The sequence below is a fragment of the Vibrio sp. Vb2960 genome (genome assembly GCF_033337665.1).
GTDB classification, from domain to species: Bacteria; Pseudomonadota; Gammaproteobacteria; order Enterobacterales; family Vibrionaceae; genus Vibrio; species Vibrio alginolyticus.
The window spans coordinates 25,654-42,995 of sequence record NZ_JAWORD010000007.1 but is presented as its reverse complement, the minus strand read 5'-3'; the positions used below and the strand labels follow the sequence as shown (position 1 = coordinate 42,995).

The following is a 17,342-nucleotide window of genomic DNA, read 5'->3' as shown; positions in this document are numbered from 1 at the left end:
AAGTAGCGCTATTGGAAGCAGGAAGATAGGTTTGAGTCTTCTATGACTCAGTATCTAGATATGAAAAAGGGAGCCGCAGCTCCCTTGATTACTTTATTATTCCACATCCGAACGGTTAGGCCTTTGATACCAAGGATTTCGCTCGTCGGTCAACTCAATCAAGCTGTATTTACGTCCGAGTTTCTGTCCTCCGTCACGAGTAAGAGGCTGCCAACTAAAGTTCGCACGATTGTTGCTTGGCTTAACGGTCATGATGTCAAATGGAATCGACAAGTAGAAACCTTTGGTAAAGCTACCTTCACCAAATTCATCCGCAGACAAGTCTGTAAATGACGCAAAGGCACCAGCAATTACGCCACTCTTGAACTGCTTAGAAACATTGATTTGTGTACCAACATCACCAGCTAGGAACTGACCAACATCGACTTGGATCATCAAATCTTGTAGGAATTCCCATTGAGGGTAGTAGTAACCAGATACAAAACCAGTGAAGCCTTTATCAATAACTTGGAACGGACGTCCATATTCTGGCACGTTTTGCCATTTCTCATCGTAAACACCGAAGTAACTTTGTGGATCACGTTGAGAAATTACGTTGACGTCAGCGCCAATCGCCCAGTTAGCTCCTTGTGGACGGTAAAGAAACTCGGTACCGACTCCAGCAAACATACTCTCCAGATAGCCCGCGTAGAATTGCTGATCCATCGTATCGGAATACTCTTGGAACCAAGTCAATTGTAAGTTTGACATGGTTACAGCATGTTCATTTTGGTAAGCGCGGAACATGGTGCGAACACGAGGAACAGTAGTGCCATCAGGTGGAGTGACATAAATAAACTTATCGTAGTTGTTATACCAATCCCAGTATAACGAACCGCCAATTTCAAGGTTGTCCGTCAGCCAATATGAGGCATTACCGCTTAGCCCTACACTAAAGAGATAGAAATCTTCAGCGTTTCCGAGAGTTTGAACTAGTTTAGGTGCAAAGCCCCAATCAAAACGTTCAAAACCATCGTAGACAGATTCTCCCATTGGCTTAGTTGTAGCCCTTGAGGTTGCATCTTCTATTTTCGGATTGATGTAATTAACTTGGGCAAAGTCGCGATATTTCTCTTTGGAAATAATCGTTTGTTCGCCGACTAAGCCTCGGCTACGTTCATTGATCGCATAGGTATCAATATCGTCAGGCATTTCATTATGGAGTACAGCTGCCGCTTTTTCGTGTGCCTCTGTACGGTCACGATATTTCTTCTGCTCACCAACGACAGTTACTGTATTGTTATCAACATAAACACGCGTGTTTCGATAACCAGCAATTTTGTCTAAATCTTCTGTTACACGTTCCCAATCAACATCAGACAGTTCTTTGGGTTGGTTATCTTCCACTTCTGGGGTTGGTGTGTCTCGCCAGAATGATGGCATGTCATTGAAATTAGTGTTTAGCGTTAAGCCTGCTACTAAAGTATCGCCGCGTTCATAACTTAAACGAAAATCGGCCATGCCTAGACGGTAGAGGACACCAAAGTTCCATGGTGTGTGGGGCTTCATATCAACATCTGCACCCACAACTGCATAGTCTGTAGAATAATCATTGCTGTCGTACTCAACTTTAAATCGTAAAGGAGCGTGCAACGTCTGGAACTCTATACCACCAAATAAAGCCGTAGGCCCTTTGAAAGCTCTGTCAAAATTAGTTGTTCCTCCAGAATCAAGAAACTCTTCAGAACGTTCACAGAATTTGTCTGATGCTTTGCAAAATGGATTGGTTATATTGTCTCTGGTTCCCAAGTAGCCCCAACCCATACCCAAAGTAAAATCAAAAGTACCTAATTTCGAATTAGAATATCGTTTTGTCGCTGCAATAAACTCAGCATCAAAAAGGCCGGTACCAGCAAAGTCTCTCACACCTAGGGCAATTTCTGGCATGTATTCAGATTCTTCCCATAATCTAAATTTAAAATCTATCCCCTTGTCTGTGTATTCATTATCAACATCGGGTAAGGATGATGAGTAAGGCAGGTCGTTAACTTGAGTGTAACGGATGGTTGTTTCTAACCACGGCATAAGCTGCAGAGTCACATTGTAAAAAAGGTACTCATCACTACCTGTTACAGAAAAGTTGAATTCCCCTTCAGGAGCCATACGTCCGGTTGGCATCTGCATTAAACCAACACCACCAAAATCAGATTGAGAAGGCTGTAGCGAGGGAGCCTCAAAGGGTATATCTTGAGCCCAAACCAATGCAGGGCCCATTAAAGAAAGGGTTAAGCTTTTTCTAATTGGCATCATTGTGGTCTCTTTGTGGAGTTTGGTATCAATTGAGTGAGTAGGCGGACAATATCTTGGTCCATTTCGGAGTATTCAAGATCACCAAACGGAATATATACCAATGTCAGAGGTGGTAAGTAATATTGTGTCGTTAACCAAGCTCCGTGATGCGGCTTAACTACGTGACCATCTGGGTAGATCAACACTGGCGGTGTTGATAACGCACCAATGTTATTTTTCAAATTCTCTATTTGTCTTTGCAAAGGGATGCCTGCTTGCGCCTTAACGGAATACACGCTACTTAGGTTTCCTAAGTAATACACTTTTTCTTCGCGTAGAGGGCTAGCGAGCAGGTAATCGCCGCGCAACAGTGGGTTGTCGAATTTATCTAGTCGAATTTTATCAACATCAATCGCAGACAGTAAGCGTGGTGCAAAGCTTTGCTTCTGAATGAACTTGTAGAATGGATGTGCGACCAAATTGTGTTGAATCATTTGATTGAGCACCGAGTTCTTTAAAGCGGTAGAGGTTTTCTCGGCGTGTTCCGATTTATCAAACAAAGTGGTACCAAGAGAATATTGCAGAGAGACGCTTTGCTCCCTAGCAAGTGCTAACACATTTTCTAAACGAGCCGGCCCTTGAAATTGTAGCCGTTTGCCTGCTTCTAGCAATTCAACATTTAATGGTTGCATAGCAGAGGTTTCTGTTTGAGCGAAGCTAGGCATGCTCAAAAGCGGCATGACCAAAACGAATAATGTGAGTAGTTGCTTGCTCATGATTTGCTATATCCCTTCAAAATGGTTAACTCAACCGGAATCATATTTGGCCCTAGGTGTTGTAAGGTTTTAACGACCTGACCCTGTTCATTGACCCAATAGTAGTTTTCGACCGATTGAGAAAGACTGCTAAACTCAACAACTTCTTTATATACGTTGGTCATAGTGCTAGAAATAGGTGTTGTTAACGTTTCTTGGCCTGAGTAAGAACGCGTTATATTTGCAGGAAAGCCATAACGGTATTGTGTTGCCCAATCGTATGAAAGTGTGTAGTTGACAGAGGTTGAGTCTAAAGAAAAATCTGGAACGTCACCGTAAACACCTGCTAAGTCCCCACTCTGTAGACCAATCGTTTTGACGATGTGCCCATTCTCTGTAACGATCATCGCTTTATCGGCGCTTACCCATTTCAGTTGTTTTTTGCCGCTGAGTTGGTTTTGTTCCGCAAAAGCTAAAACAACAAACACCTGTTTTTGATTTCCAAGTTTCAAATAGGCACTGGCATATGGAATAGCATTGATTTCTTCTGGTGTCATCTCGATATCAATGTAGTTACCGTAGGCTTCTTGGACGGTTGCTGAAACATCATTGAATTTCTGTGTGCAGCCAAAGAGTACAAGGAGTAGTGGAAGAATGAGGAGTTGGCGTATCCATTTAGGTATTCGGAAGATATTCATTATTCCCTCTTACAAATAAAATCGCCCTGAGTCATTCAGGGCGATTGGCTTCTGTTCTACAAAACGAAATTAGTTCGAAGTAGAAGTAGAAGTAGATGTTGAAGTAGATGTTGAGTCGCTATCTGACGCTGCAACTGCTACTACAGTTACTGCTGCTGCTGCGCCTACACCTACAGCTGTCGTGCCAGTTGCTGACGCAGAAGCTGTGCCTGTTGAGCCTGCTTCTTCTGCTGCAAATGCAGTTGTTGCGCTTAGAGCCATAAGAATAGCTAGAGCTGTATTCTTCATTATTAATCCTTGTGTATCCGGTATAAAAACATCGATGTTTGGTAGCATAAAAATGCTCCAAATTATATTCTAGATAAAAAAGCCTTAGCATGTAAATAGTTTCTTATTTTGCCATGGCTTTCGATCTCATTTCTAACACCAGCGTGACATTGCGCGGTTATCTTGCTCCCTTGCTTGCTGATAAACTATCAAGAGTGCATAATTTGTCGGCCTATTTCCTCCAGAACTAGAGGTTTGGAGGAAATAGGTCGTTTTTACTTACACCATATAGAAAGCGATACAGTGGCTTACGCTCAACGCCTCAGGGCGGTAGCGTGCCAACTCTTCAGTATTTAATGGCCTGCATAGCACGCTTAACTTTGCTTTGGCAGCCCATATTATTACCAGTACTAGGGACTTTTACGTGATAAGAAAGCAGCATTGTTTGGGAATACTTGGTGCACTGGGCTTGAGCCTGAGTTCTTTTTCAGCGTCAGCCGATTTTTATGCTGGTGCGTTAGTGAGCTACTCAAATGCAGAATTGAAAAGCTCGTCTTCTGAGTCCGTAAAAGAGGGGAGTCCTTTCCTTCTTAGTGCGCAAGCAGGGTACTTCTTTAATGACTATATCGGCTTAGAAGGGCGTTATGGGACATCAGTTCAACGTGACAGTGGTCTTGCCGTTGATAGCGCTTTGAGCGGCTTTGTTAAGTTGAATATGCCGGTTTCAGAGCGAGTTGCACTTTATGGTTTAGCTGGGTATTCAAGCGTTCAGCTTGATCTACAAAATGTAGGTTCTCACAAAGAACAAGGATTTAGTTTTGGGTTAGGTATGCACTACGCTTTAAATAACCAAAGCGCGGTGATATTTGAGTTCGTTGATAACGTCTCTGAAGACCAAGTTCGCCTTAACTCGATTACATTGGGTTTTCAGCACCGTTTCTAATTTAAATACCTAGAGCTCAAACTTGGGGCTAGGGTCTTTTATTCAATTATTATAGTGACATACCATGTTTAAAGGATATTTCTCTATTGCCGCTTTTATATTGGCAAGTACGTTTGCGTCTTATTCAATGGCACAAACACCCACTCCAGAACAAATGAAAATGTTTCAAAACCTACCCGCCGACCAACAAAAGGCCTTGGCGAGTAAGTATGGTTTCTCCATTCCTTCTAGTTCATCTTCAAACAAGTCTCCTTACGAAAATCCGCAAGTAATCCAACCTAGAACTGAAGCTAGTAGCGCTGTATCTTCCAATATCGAAGAACAATGGCTCAAAAAAGGTGAGCAGGGAGAGCTTAAACGCTTTGGTTTAGATCTTTTTGCTGGTTCTCCAAGCACCTTTGCTCCGATCAGTGATGTTCCTGTGCCAGCAAATTACACCGTGGGTGCAGGTGATGAAATCATTGTGCAGTTGTTTGGTAAGGAGAATGAAACGCATCGTTTACGCGTAAATCGTGCGGGCACAATCAACTTCCCCTCACTTGGGCCGGTAAATGTTGCTGGCATGCACTTTTCTGATGTTCGTGACTCTCTAACGCAACGTGTAAAAGAGCAAATGATTGGTGTGCGCAGTGATATCTCATTGGGTGAATTACGCACCATGCAAGTGTTTGTAATGGGGGATGCATATAAGCCTGGTGCCTACACGGTTAGCGCATTAACGACAATTTCACAAGCTATTTATTACAGCGGCGGTTTTGGTGAAAGTGGGGCGCTGAGAGATATCCAGCTAAAGCGTGATGGTAAAATCATTCGTAAGTTGGATATGTATGACCTTTTACTAAAAGGTGATGCAAGTAATGATGTGCGCTTGCTACCGGATGATGTTGTTTTAATTGGTTCTGTTAACGATACAGTGTCTATAGAAGGCGAAATCAACCGCCCTGCAATTTATGAAGTCAAGCAAGGTGAAACATACCAGCAACTTATTCAGATGGCTGGTGGTTTTACTGCGAATGCCCATGTCGAGCAATTGGAGATAAAACGCTACGCTTCACATGGCGCTCGTGAGGCTCTGACGCTTGATTTCAATAAAACGCAAGATCGACAGAGTAAAGTTAAAAATGGCGATGCCATCAAGATCTTGAAAAAAAGCGAAGAGCTTACTCGTTACGTACAGATAGAGGGAGATGTTCGTCATCCTAGCTATGTGGAATGGCGCAATGGTCTTCGTGTTGCTGATCTTTTCAAATCTGTTGACTCAGCTTTTAATTCTACAGCTGATGTTAACTATGCGGTTGTGGTTAGAGAGATTAATCCGCAACGTGATATTGAAGTGTTCCAACTAAGCTTAGCCAACGCAATTCTATCACCAGGTAGCCAAGACAACCTCCAGTTACAATCACGAGATCGTATATTGGTTTTCAACCGCTTTAATAACGAAGACTTGGATACATTGGCAACACAAGAGGCTGTTTCAAAAGCAAAAACATTGGAGCAAGCGCAAGAGCAAGCTGAGCTGGAACAACAGAAAGAGCAAGAAGTGATGAGCTCTTCTGTTGCCGTTTCGCATTCAGCAAACGGTACGCTGAACAACCCGAGCGCCACAGAGCAGGCGAAACCAGCTAAAATCATTTTCCGTGGTAAAGAGATTACAGAGGAAGACTTTGAAAAGCTGAAGCAAAATACTCGTCGCACTTTACTTGCCCCTGTGTTGTTACAACTTCAGCAACAGTCTCGTTTGGGACTAGCCCCTCAAATTGCTGAAGTCTTTGGTGAAGTCAAGCACCCAGGGCGTTATCCGATTACTCCAAGAATGACGGTATCAACGCTTATTGAAGCAGCTGGTGGTTTGACTTACAACGCATTTACAATTAATGCAGAACTAGCACGAACTGCGATTAATAGTGCGGATGAACGTGCTTATATTGATGTTGAACGTATTGATCTGCGTAAAGCAATTCAAGGCAGTGCTTCGGACGATGCAGTTATCGTGGGGCGAGATCGTTTGAACATCTTAGAAAAGCCAAATGTGAAGCTACAAAGCACAGTCACTTTACAGGGTGAAGTTCGTTTCCCAGGAACCTATACCGTGCGTCAAGGTGAAACCTTAAGTGAGTTATTGGACCGAGCTGGAGGTCTGACAGAGTTTGCTCATCCTCAAGGAGCAATATTTACGCGTGAAGCATTGCGTTTACAAGAGCAGAAGCTTTTAAACCAATATGCAGCAGATATGCGTAAAGAAACAGCGAAGAAGACGTTCCGAGCCGATAGTAATATGGGCTCTGTAATTTCAGACCCAGAAAAAACACTAGCATTTGTTGAGGAAGCAAGTCGCAGCAAAGCACTTGGGCGTATGGTGGTACAGTTAAATCGCATCTTAAAGGGTGAGCGTTCAGCAGATTTTATGCTAGAAGATGGAGACTTCCTTTTTGTCCCAACCTTCCGCAATACTGTATCGATTATGGGTGAAGTTCAGGTTCCAATTACCTACTTGTTAGACAACAAACTTGATGTTGATGATTACTTGAACAAAGCGGGTGGAGCTAAGAAACAAGCGGACGAAGACCGTATTTTTGTAGTGCGTGCGGATGGTTCTGTTTACAAGCCTTCATCAGGTTATTGGTTCGGAAACAATAAAGAAGGGTTAAAAGCAGGCGATACTATTGTTGTGCCAATTGATACCGACTACCGTGATGCACTAAGTACTTGGACAGCAGCGACACAGATCCTATATCAAACAGGTGTAGCGATTAACGCACTTAAGTAATAAATAACAAAATCGAGAGACGGGGGAGTAATCCCCCTTGATATAATGGAAAAGAATCAATTCGAAGTGGATATTAGTGAACTAGTTCGGTTACTCTGGACACAGAAATGGTTGATTATTTCAATCACATTCACTTTTGCAGTGGCATCAGTGCTGTTTGCTATTTCAAAACCAAACATTTATAAATCTGAAGCAGTGTTGTTCCCTGTTACTGATAATTCAACAAGTTCCGCAATGGGGCAATTAGGTGGCTTAGCTGCTTTAGCGGGCTTTGGTGGGAAGGAAAGTTCAAAACAAGCGATCGCATTGGAAGCATTGCGTTCGAGAGCTTTTTTAGGCTCTTTTATTGAGCGACACGATATCTTAATTCCGTTAATGGCAATTGATAGCTGGGATGCATCTGCAAGACGAATTATTATCGACCCTGAAATATACGATGAATCAACTGGTGTTTGGACGCGTACTGTCGGTGAAGGAAAGCAGCCAGAGCCCACTAGGCTTGAAGCAATCAAGTTTTTTAACGAGTTGTTATCAATTGATTTTAATAAAGTGAGTGGCGCTACAATTATTTCATTAACAAATCAGTCTCCAGAGTTAGCAGAGCAATGGTTATCATGGTTGATCTCTGATCTGAATGAATGGATGAAGAATAAAGATATTGGCCAAGCTAAGAAGAATATTGAATATTTGGATAAGCAATTGAAGTTAACGAACCTCTCCGAAATGCAGAATGTTTTTTACCAGCTCATCGAGGAGCAAACTAAAAAACTAATGCTTGCGGAGGCTCAAGACCAGTACATATTCGAAATGATTGACCCCCCAGTAGTGCCAGAAGAAAAGGACAGTCCTAGTAGGGCAATTATTTGTGTTTTAGGTACATTGATTGGCGGAATTCTTTCTATATTCATTGCATTAATTCGAATCGCAGTAAAAAGAAAAAATGCATAGCGTCGATCTAGCACCGAAAAAACTATTAGAGGCGCATATGTGCCTCTTTGCATTATTTGCGCCATTATCCGTAACACAATGGAATAAAATCTTCTTAGTTATTTTATTCCTTTCCTCACTATTAGCATTTTCATACTACTTAATTACTTCAAGAACATTTAGGTTTGAAAAGTACCCTGTATTCGTATGCCTTTCATTTTTATCCGTTTTTATTATCTCACTTTTTAGCATATTAATTAGCCGAGATTACTTGGTGGCTGAATATTTGAAATCTGTAATCATAGGCAGGATGTTTACATTTTTTTCTCTTATGCTGAATGTTTTTATCTTTCTTCTTTGGTTCTCGAATGCAACAGAGTCTTCCTTAAAGAAATTTATGAAATTAGCCTTGCTAAGTACGCTAGCTTTTATCGCTCTTGGTTACTGGCAAGTCATTGGTAAATTCTTGGGTATCCCATTCTTTATTGAAACACGAGACTGGATGCATGGTGTCCCTGCAGCTTTGAGAACTGTGTTTCCTTCTCGTGTGACTTCGATCGCTGAAGAGCCAAACTATTTATCACCCATCCTAATGGAGTCCCTGATTCTTATTAGCTTTTTGGTAAGACATAGCTTCTCAAGAATAGCGTTATTGTTGTTATCATTTGTTATTGTAATACTCTCTTTCTCTGGTGGGGCATATGTAAACTTTGTCCTATTACTAGGATTTGTATTCGTATTTACTTTTCTAAAAACAGTTCTAACGGGTAAAACAAGAATAAGTCACTTTTTCATACTTGTTCTTGTCATGGTATTAGTACTATTTCTAATATACGTAGGTACTATTTTAATTGAATTTATCTATTATAAGATGTCGACAGAAGCCTCTGGTGGATCTTCTCGTAGCCAATTTATGATATCTTTTGTTCAATTAATAACAGAGTCAAACTACACACAGCTTATCTTTGGACACGGACTTGGCACAATGTCTGTTCTTGATGAGTTTGGTATGAAGAGTGAAGATTACTTATTTAGGATAACTAACAACTATATCTTAGACATGTTTTGGGAAAGTGGAGCGATAGGTGTCCTTATGATATTTACGTTCTTCATGTCACTGTTCTATCCTTGCTTTAAGTATGGATTTACCTCTACAAAGTATTTTCTTGGTGGCTTGTTAACCTTTCATCTTCTAATTGCATCTACTTATCGCTCTGAGTACCTTAGTACTCACTTTACCTGGGTCGTATTTTTAATACTATGTATTTATAAATTGGCAGAGCTCGAAAGAGCAGAAAAACTAATTAGTAAAAAATAAATAATAGAGTTGAATATGAAATTAGTGACTATTTATATTGTTACTCATAATCGAAGTCAACTGCTCAAACGAGCAATTGAATCTGCTTATAACCAAACTTACAAAAACATCGAAGTTATCGTGGTAGATGATGCGTCAACAGACGATACCCAAGGTGTAATTAAACAGATGCAAACGACTTATCCATTAAAATACTTCAGAAACGATGAAGGGAGAGGCGCTTGTTACTCTCGAAATGTTGCATTGAACGCTGCATCGGGTGAGTTGATTACAGGTATGGACGATGATGACTACTTTGGGGTATCCCGTGTAGACGATTTAGTCGATGCTTATGAGGACAAGTATTCTCTAGTTTGTGCAAACATTATTGAAGTTACCACAGACAAAGAAATTCATCGAAAATTTGGGTTCGAGCAAGGTGAGTTTGAGCTGAATAACCTAATGTATCAAAACTTGGTTGGAAACCAGATGTTAACCAGCGTTGCTAAGCTAAAGGCTATTGGCGGTTTTGACGAAGCGATGCCAGCATTTCAAGATTACGACACTTGGGTAAGGCTTGTAGACCGATTTGGTAAAGGTTACAAAATTGATAAATACAACTACTACCTAAATACCGAGCATGCGGGTGAGAGAATCTCAAGTTCGAATGATCGTAAAACGAGAGGTTTTGAACTGTTTTTCGATAAGCATCAAAACAAAATGAATGCCGCTCATAAAAAATCAATGGAAATCATGAGATACAAGGTGACAGGAGAAATGCTCCCTCTTTTGACTATGGTTCGATTGATTTCTCGTGATAACTACAAGTCTGCACTTTCACTTTTCTTGAAGCAGCGAAATTTGAGAAAGTAAAAATGGAAAAGGTTACGTTTTTAGTTGCTGCTTATGGTGATCGATTGCTCAACGTTCCTGACATCTTTCTGAAGCAGAGGGAAGAAGTGTTTTACGTTGTCGTTTCCCAGTGCACCTCAAAGTCCACTCAAGACGAATTTCTCAAGAAAATCTCACACCGTAGCGATGTGTTTTCTGTATTTTCAGATGAAACTGGTGTGGCAAAAAGTAGAAATCTAGCGATAAAGCACATTCCAAATGATGCAAGTTATGTTTTCTTCCTTGACGATGATGTTGAGTTAGAAGAACTTGCTTACGAGAGAGTTGTTCAGGCTTTTTCGAGGAATGACTACGAAGTTTTGACTTTCTCTGTGTCAGACCTAACGGGGAGCAGGTTGATCAAAAACTATGCAGACAAAGAATTTAAACATAATAATATCTCCATCTTGAAAGTTGGAACGATTGAGATTGCAGTTAAAGCCTCTGTATTAATAGACAAGTCCCATCTCACTTTTCCTGAAAATCTTGGGGCTGGCGCTAAATACCCTCTTTGTGATGAACCAGTATTCTTGAGTCGATTGAGGAAATCTGGATGTCAGTTGGGTTTTGTTCCTGAAGTGATTACTCGACATCCACTAGAGTCATCAGGTAAAGAAATAAAAAACAGCAATGAGATGATGGCTAGAGGTATCGCTTTTCGAGAAATCTTTGGTAGCTTGAGTTTAGTACTCAACTTTGCGTTTTTTTTGAAATCTTTTAAAAAGATACGTTATAGCAAGCTGTTAGCGTTGCGCGATATATATAAAGGTTATTTTTTATCATGACCAAGTTTATTAAGTAGTTTAAAAAATGAACTCAACAAAAAAAGCACTGAGAAATACAGCTTGGTTATTTAGTGAAAAAATAATAACTTTAGCGATTACTTTTTTAATAAATATCTTCCTAGCTAGATATTTAGCGCCTGAACAGTTTGGTCAATATAACTTTATTGTTTCTTTTTTAGCTCTTTTAGCTCCTTTCACCTCTCTTGGTCTTAATGCTCTTGTTACGCGAGAAATCGTAAATGGACGCAGCCAGTACGAGGTGCTGTGCTCATCATTTTTATTACGAGTGATCGGTGGGGTCGTTGGGGCAACGATCGCTGTTATTGGTATTTTGATTTGGCAGAGTTCTATAGAGCTCGTCGATCCGAAATGGTTGATTGTTGCTGCAGTTATAAATATTTCATCTGCCCTTTACGTTATTGAGTTTTACTTTCAAGCTGAAGTAGCATCCAAATATCTCGTTTTTATTCGAGTAGCAACATTGACAATTTCTAGCGTTGCTAAATTAGTTGGTATTTTGTTCAAAGCCGAGCTTAGTTTCTTTATCTGGGTATTTTTTATTGAGCTTGTTATACGCGGCGTGCTGTATGTATCTAGTTATATTTACTACAATAAACGTTTTTCTGAAGCCGTAACGCTCAAACATTTTTCTTGGAACAAACCATACGCCCTGTCTCTACTGGATCAATCTAAATGGTTGGTGTTATCTGGTTTTATGTCTGTTGTTTATCTTAAAATAGACCAGTTAATGATTGGCCAAATGATAGGAGCGACAGAACTCGGGATCTACTCTGTTGCTGCTCGTTTGTCTGAAGTTTGGTATTTCTTCCCATTGGCTTTAACGACCTCTTTCTTTCCTAAATTGCTAAAAGCTCGGGATGATAAAGAAAGATACAACTTCCAGCTCGAACAACTATGCGGTGTACTGCTTTGGATGGCGATAGTGATCGCTATCGCGGTGTCACTGTTGGGCGGATGGCTTGTGCCGCTAGCTTTTGGTGAGCCTTATGCCCCAGCTGCACCTATTCTAACCATTCATATTTGGGCTGGTTGTTTTATCTTTATGCGCGCATTATTGAGCAAATGGCTCATAGCCGAAGGATTGCTAAAGTTCTCTTTGTTTACTCATGGTATCGCAGCAATTGTTAACGTTGTGCTCAACTACTTCCTTATCCCTAAGTTTGGAGGAGAGGGCGCCGCAATTGCCACACTTATCTCATATGCTAGCGCGAGTTATTTCGTTCTTTGGTTCCATCCAAAGACACAAATTATGGCGTTAATTATGACCAAATCTGTATTTATGCCTGCAACATACTGTATTAGGAAATTTAAATGAAAAGCCTGTTATTGAAGCTTCTAAGTAAAAATACAAAAAATCGTATTAAGACGTTCATTGAAAATACAAGAGCAGGCTTGATCCGTACAATGTCAAAAACCAGATTTACCTCTTCTCTTTACTACACGTTCTTCAGCACACAGTTCTACAGAGAGCACCAGTCGGTTCTGAAAGGTAGTTTGAAGTACCATGATGACAATGCCAAAGCGAGAGACAGTCGAGTTCTTTTAAGACGAAATGTACACCGTCTTGAAAAGGGCTTGATTATGCGTCCAAGAAGAGACGTATTTGCTACTCGTTACATTCAAGAAACCGTTGACGCTTTTGTTGTTGCTTGCAACAACCAACAACTTAATAAAGAAGAGTTGGATTGGTGTGTGAGCGTAATTAGTCATTTCTTTGAAATTGCGGGTAAAGACACTGATATTGATAAAGCAAAAGTTGATTACTTCGCGTGTTTAGAGAAAGTTCAATCTCTAGATGAGCTAACGATGCGTTCAATTCCCTATGCGAAAAACGCAAGTGAAGTTTCAGAAATTACAACAGAGCAGTTAGAAAAACTGTTTAAACAACGCCGCTCAACCCGTTGGTACCTTGAGCAGCCAGTTGAAATGGAGAAGATCGAGCGCGCAATGACAATTGCAAAACAAGCGCCTTCTGCATGTAACCGCCAACCATTTAAGTTTCATGTTGTAACCGACAAAGACATGGTGAATAAAGTTGCCGATAGCGCTATGGGTACTGTTGGTTTTGGGCATAACTTCCCAATGATTATTGCTATCGTTGGAGACCTTTCTGCATACCCAGCAGAGCGAGATCGTCACGTTATTTACATTGATGGTTCATTGGTGGCAATGCAATTCGCTCTAGCACTGGAAACAATGGAGCTAAGCTCTTGTATGATCAACTGGCCAGATGTAGAAGACCGTGAAAAGAGACTTGAAAAACTGCTAGGCTTAGAGTCTCACGAACGTACGGTTATGCTGATGTCAGTAGGTTATGCAGACCCAGAAGGCTTTATCCCGTTCTCTCACAAAAAAGACAACTCAGATTTAATAAAGGTAGTGAAATAATGATCGTTGAAATTAAAGGTGTTCAATTTGTTAACAAAGGCGCGGAGCTTATGTTGCACGCTGTTATTCAAAAATTGAATGAGTTTGATCCGAGTGCAGAGATTGTTTTGGCACCTAATGGTAACTCGCCATATAAAGCGCGTGCTGAGGTCAACGCTTATCAGAAACTGTCTTTGAAAAAGCGCTTTTTGGACTTAAACGAGTTGTCTTACCACCTACCGACAAAAATTAGAAAGTGGCTAAAAACCAATTGGGGTATTGTGACAGAAGCAGATGTGGATGTGGTGCTGGATGCATCTGGTTTTGCTTATGGTGATCAATGGCCGACTAAACACTTAGAAGCGGTAGCTAAAGAAGTTAAGCGACTAGCAAAACACAACAAAACATTCATTTTCATGCCTCAAGCACTAGGCCCGTTTGCTGACCCAGAAAAACAAGCAGCAGTAAAAGATGGCTTTAGTAAAGCGGCATTGATTTTTGCTCGCGAGCAGAGCAGCTTTGATGGTATTCGACCTCACCTTGAAGATACATCCAAGTTAAAAATTGCGCCTGACTTTACGAACCTAGTGAAAGGTGAGCTTGAAGAAGATTACGCGAAATACAACAACACTGTGTTTATCATCCCTAACTACAACATGGTAAACGAGCGCAATACAAATACGACTTGGAAATCACGTTACCTAGACTTCTTAGTAGAGTCTGTGGAAAACATTGTCGAGCTAGGTTACACGCCAGTACTTTTAAACCATGAAGGCAAACACGATGGCGAGCTTTGTGAAAAAGTCAAAGCGGCAACTCCTCATCCGATTGAAATTATTCAAGAGACTAATCCTTTAAAAGTGAAAGGTTTGATTGGCTCAAGCCGAGGCATTATTTGCTCTCGCTTCCATGGCTGTGTAAGTGCATTAACTCAAGGTATTCCTTGTGTAGGTACGAGCTGGAGCCATAAGTACGAGAACCTTTTTGCTGAATACAACCGTGCCGAGTTCTTAGCAAAGCCGGAATGGTCAAAAGAAGAGCTCAAGGCTGCATTAAACTCATCTATCTCGACGGTAAAAGAAGAGAGCTACAACACTAAAATTGCTGAGTACAAAGCTCAAACAAAAGCAATGTGGGATGAAATTTTTAAGAAAATTAAATGATAGCAATTATCCTCAGAAGTGTTCTGGGGATAACCTCTAGTTTAATTAACTTGTATAAGTATGGATGATTAAAAAGTCAGTATAATGCAAAAGAGCCAATCCCTTGTTTCTATAATCATGCCTTCATATAACTCTGATGGCACCATTTTAGAAAGCATTCAAAGTGTACTATCCCAAACTTATAAAAACTGGGAGCTTATAATAGTAGATGACAGATCTACCGATAATACTTGGCAAGTCATTCAAACATATGCTGATAAATACGATAACATTCGTGTATATCAGAACAAAGAAAACCTGGGTGCAGGAGCGAGCCGGAATTTTGCTATAAAAAAAGCAAGAGGGCGATTTATTGCTTTTTTGGATTCTGACGACCTTTGGACAGAAGACAAACTAGCAGAGCAAATTCCATTCATGCTGGAGAATAACTACCCACTCACATACACTCACTACAGCCGTTTTACTAGTGAAGAAGAGCTGAGTGTTGTAACTGCTCCCGAATATACAACGTATAAAAAACTTATGTACAGTAATGTTATCGGGTGCCTGACCGCCGTTTATGATACACAGGCACTCGGTAAGCGCTATATGCCTCTTATTCGTAAACGTCAGGATATGGGATTGTGGTTAGATATACTGAAAGATACTCCTAAAGCGTACTGTCTACCTAAGCCATTAGCAAAGTATCGGATGGATAGTGGTATGACAGCTAACAAATTTAGCGTTTTGTCATATCAATGGAAGTTCTACAGAGACGTAGTAGGCTTGAGCTTGCCAAGAAGCCTATTTACATTTTCTGTCTACGCCGTTAAAGGTACGATGAAACACCGAACTAAGCGCAAATCTTAGTTTCCTTAATCCTCGATAGAGCTTACAGAATATACACACAAAAAGAGCAGCGACCGTAAGGCGCTGCTCTTTTTTATACCTGTGATCCGTTCGATTAACTTCGCCGTGTTTTAGCGACCCATCCCAAATAACACCGTTTTGACTGTAAGGAAAAGAATCTTCACTTCCATCATCCAGTTTTGGTGTTTGATATAGTAGACATCGTATTTATGCTTCCAAATAGCGTCTTCTACCGATGCGCCGTAAGGATATTTTACTTGAGCTAGGCCAGTGACCCCAGGTTTAACGGCGTGACGAAAGCGATAGTAAGGAATGGCTTTTTCCAACTCAGAGATGAACACTTCACGTTCTGGGCGAGGGCCAACCATCGACATCTCTCCCTTTAGTACGTTGATTAACTGAGGGAGCTCATCAATGCGAGTTTTACGAATAAAACAGCCGACTTTCGTTACGCGCGCGTCATTTTTTGTTGCCCATTGGGCTCCGTTCTTTTCTGCATCGTTCCGCATCGAGCGAAACTTAATCACTTCAAACTCTTCATTATACTGGCCGGTACGACGCTGTTTAAAGAATACCGGACCTGGCGATTCAAGCTTAATGAGTAGTGCCGTAATAAGCCCTACTGGAATAGCAACCCATGACAGCATGAAAACAAACAACAGATCGATGAAGCGTTTTTGCCAGCTGTTCTTGCGATTAGAAAGGATAGAAAAAGCTTTTTGGTGTAAGAAGTAGCCGCTGTGCAAAAGCTCAGTTTCAGTATATCCGAGTGAACGGTCAAAATAGCTCACCAATGGCTCAACCCAAGCACCTAGCTCTGTCGCCGCGACAAGAAATGCTTGCTGTTCAGGATCTAGATGCGAGCTTTTGAAGTGGCAAAGCGTTTTGCTCTTGAAGTCTCTAAGAGCATAGTTATTAACCTGAGCGTTAATCTCAGGATGCCTCTTAAGCACTTGAGCAATTTTTGCTTCGTCTTCTTTTGGACAGTAGATATAAAGGCAAGCATTTGATTCACTTGCGGATAACTCGTCCAATGCTGATGTTATGCTGATAGAATTATGCTTAGTTAATTCAGAAGCTTCTCGTTCTTGAAGCGTGTCGCTCATACTGTCTGTCATAGGAATGGAATAAGTTGTTATCGACTAGCCAATTGCTTACAAGTCGGCGATTATAATTTATTTCGTATAGAAATTATATCCCTTAATCCAGAACATGCTCATAACTTTGTTAATTTTCTTGAACCTGAGTCCTTGTCTATGACTTGTTTTTGAATCTTAACGAAATTATATCAATGAATTCGAAAAACTATGTTTGCGATATATTATATTGCCTCGAAATTAAATG

At 40.8% G+C, this 17,342-nt stretch carries 15 protein-coding genes; 10 read left to right on the top strand and 5 right to left on the bottom strand.

The genetic code is table 11. The annotated features are described in order from the left end of the window. Positions 1–96: 96 nt before the first annotated feature. The 4 genes from R7O03_RS07750 to R7O03_RS07735 form a co-directional block, all read right to left on the bottom strand. Positions 97–2,289 (bottom strand): YjbH domain-containing protein, encoded by a 2,193-nt coding sequence (locus tag R7O03_RS07750; RefSeq protein WP_213966805.1) that lies wholly within the window; start codon positions 2,287–2,289, stop codon positions 97–99. Then, on the bottom strand, positions 2,286–3,044 hold the full coding sequence (locus tag R7O03_RS07745; RefSeq protein ID WP_042522613.1) for a capsule biosynthesis GfcC family protein: 759 nt from the start codon (positions 3,042–3,044) through the stop codon (positions 2,286–2,288). Before R7O03_RS07745 ends, R7O03_RS07750 begins: the two co-directional genes overlap by 4 nt. Next, positions 3,041–3,721: a YjbF family lipoprotein gene (locus tag R7O03_RS07740; RefSeq protein WP_167415631.1), complete on the bottom strand. Its 681-nt coding sequence runs from the start codon at positions 3,719–3,721 to the stop codon at positions 3,041–3,043. The genes R7O03_RS07745 and R7O03_RS07740 overlap by 4 nt, the downstream gene beginning before the upstream one ends. Before the next feature lie 69 nt (positions 3,722–3,790). Then, positions 3,791–4,009, bottom strand: coding sequence for a hypothetical protein (locus R7O03_RS07735; protein ID WP_031780921.1), 219 nt, complete (start codon positions 4,007–4,009; stop codon positions 3,791–3,793). A gap of 403 nt (positions 4,010–4,412) precedes the next feature. On the opposite strand from R7O03_RS07735, the gene R7O03_RS07730 reads away from it, so the two are divergent. The 10 genes from R7O03_RS07730 to R7O03_RS07685 all read left to right on the top strand — a co-directional run bounded on the left by R7O03_RS07730 (position 4,413) and on the right by R7O03_RS07685 (position 15,998). Beyond that, entirely contained in the window at positions 4,413–4,931 is a 519-nt protein-coding gene (locus R7O03_RS07730) for an outer membrane beta-barrel protein (protein WP_017820722.1), read from the top strand. Positions 4,932–4,995: 64 nt separating this feature from the next. Next, positions 4,996–7,698 carry an SLBB domain-containing protein gene (locus tag R7O03_RS07725; RefSeq protein WP_318131641.1) on the top strand — a complete coding sequence of 901 codons (2,703 nt, stop codon included), beginning with the start codon at positions 4,996–4,998 and terminating at the stop codon, positions 7,696–7,698. A 45-nt stretch (positions 7,699–7,743) separates the two neighbouring features. Then, entirely contained in the window at positions 7,744–8,646 is a 903-nt protein-coding gene (locus tag R7O03_RS07720; RefSeq protein WP_167415632.1) for a Wzz/FepE/Etk N-terminal domain-containing protein, read from the top strand. Next, complete coding sequence (locus R7O03_RS07715; RefSeq protein ID WP_318131640.1) at positions 8,639–9,943, top strand: hypothetical protein; 1,305 nt, start codon at positions 8,639–8,641, stop codon at positions 9,941–9,943. The genes R7O03_RS07720 and R7O03_RS07715 overlap by 8 nt, the downstream gene beginning before the upstream one ends. A gap of 15 nt (positions 9,944–9,958) precedes the next feature. Beyond that, positions 9,959–10,795 (top strand): glycosyltransferase, encoded by an 837-nt coding sequence (locus R7O03_RS07710; RefSeq protein ID WP_167415634.1) that lies wholly within the window; start codon positions 9,959–9,961, stop codon positions 10,793–10,795. Positions 10,796–10,797: 2 nt separating this feature from the next. Next, on the top strand, positions 10,798–11,598 hold the full coding sequence (locus R7O03_RS07705; protein WP_213966806.1) for a glycosyltransferase family 2 protein: 801 nt from the start codon (positions 10,798–10,800) through the stop codon (positions 11,596–11,598). 25 nt (positions 11,599–11,623) lie between these two features. Then, positions 11,624–12,934, top strand: a complete 1,311-nt coding sequence (locus R7O03_RS07700) for a flippase (protein ID WP_167415636.1) — start codon at positions 11,624–11,626, stop codon at positions 12,932–12,934. A gap of 89 nt (positions 12,935–13,023) precedes the next feature. Beyond that, the gene (locus R7O03_RS07695) at positions 13,024–14,007 is read left to right on the top strand and encodes a nitroreductase family protein (protein ID WP_262592323.1); all 984 of its coding nucleotides are present in this window, start codon (positions 13,024–13,026) and stop codon (positions 14,005–14,007) included. After that, positions 14,007–15,149, top strand: coding sequence for a polysaccharide pyruvyl transferase family protein (locus R7O03_RS07690; RefSeq protein WP_206949319.1), 1,143 nt, complete (start codon positions 14,007–14,009; stop codon positions 15,147–15,149). The genes R7O03_RS07695 and R7O03_RS07690 overlap by 1 nt, the downstream gene beginning before the upstream one ends. Positions 15,150–15,233: 84 nt before the next feature. Further along, positions 15,234–15,998, top strand: a complete 765-nt coding sequence (locus tag R7O03_RS07685; RefSeq protein ID WP_213883671.1) for a glycosyltransferase family 2 protein — start codon at positions 15,234–15,236, stop codon at positions 15,996–15,998. A 110-nt stretch (positions 15,999–16,108) separates the two neighbouring features. Here R7O03_RS07685 and R7O03_RS07680 read toward each other — a convergent pair whose 3' ends face one another. Beyond that, complete coding sequence (locus R7O03_RS07680) at positions 16,109–17,116, bottom strand: sugar transferase (protein WP_005384832.1); 1,008 nt, start codon at positions 17,114–17,116, stop codon at positions 16,109–16,111. Positions 17,117–17,342 lie beyond the last annotated feature (226 nt).

Excerpts from the sequence above, each read along its gene's own strand:
- R7O03_RS07750 (WP_213966805.1), bottom strand. The coding sequence starts at position 2,289 with ATGATGCCAATTAGAAAAAGCTTAACCCTTTCTTTAATGGGCCCTGCA.
- R7O03_RS07745 (WP_042522613.1), bottom strand. The coding sequence starts at position 3,044 with ATGAGCAAGCAACTACTCACATTATTCGTTTTGGTCATGCCGCTTTTG.
- R7O03_RS07740 (WP_167415631.1), bottom strand. The coding sequence starts at position 3,721 with ATGAATATCTTCCGAATACCTAAATGGATACGCCAACTCCTCATTCTT.
- R7O03_RS07735 (WP_031780921.1), bottom strand. The coding sequence starts at position 4,009 with ATGAAGAATACAGCTCTAGCTATTCTTATGGCTCTAAGCGCAACAACT.
- R7O03_RS07725 (WP_318131641.1), top strand. The coding sequence starts at position 4,996 with ATGTTTAAAGGATATTTCTCTATTGCCGCTTTTATATTGGCAAGTACG.
- R7O03_RS07720 (WP_167415632.1), top strand. The coding sequence starts at position 7,744 with ATGGAAAAGAATCAATTCGAAGTGGATATTAGTGAACTAGTTCGGTTA.
- R7O03_RS07715 (WP_318131640.1), top strand. The coding sequence starts at position 8,639 with ATGCATAGCGTCGATCTAGCACCGAAAAAACTATTAGAGGCGCATATG.
- R7O03_RS07710 (WP_167415634.1), top strand. The coding sequence starts at position 9,959 with ATGAAATTAGTGACTATTTATATTGTTACTCATAATCGAAGTCAACTG.
- R7O03_RS07705 (WP_213966806.1), top strand. The coding sequence starts at position 10,798 with ATGGAAAAGGTTACGTTTTTAGTTGCTGCTTATGGTGATCGATTGCTC.
- R7O03_RS07700 (WP_167415636.1), top strand. The coding sequence starts at position 11,624 with ATGAACTCAACAAAAAAAGCACTGAGAAATACAGCTTGGTTATTTAGT.
- R7O03_RS07695 (WP_262592323.1), top strand. The coding sequence starts at position 13,024 with ATGTCAAAAACCAGATTTACCTCTTCTCTTTACTACACGTTCTTCAGC.
- R7O03_RS07690 (WP_206949319.1), top strand. The coding sequence starts at position 14,007 with ATGATCGTTGAAATTAAAGGTGTTCAATTTGTTAACAAAGGCGCGGAG.
- R7O03_RS07685 (WP_213883671.1), top strand. The coding sequence starts at position 15,234 with ATGCAAAAGAGCCAATCCCTTGTTTCTATAATCATGCCTTCATATAAC.
- R7O03_RS07680 (WP_005384832.1), bottom strand. The coding sequence starts at position 17,116 with ATGACAGACAGTATGAGCGACACGCTTCAAGAACGAGAAGCTTCTGAA.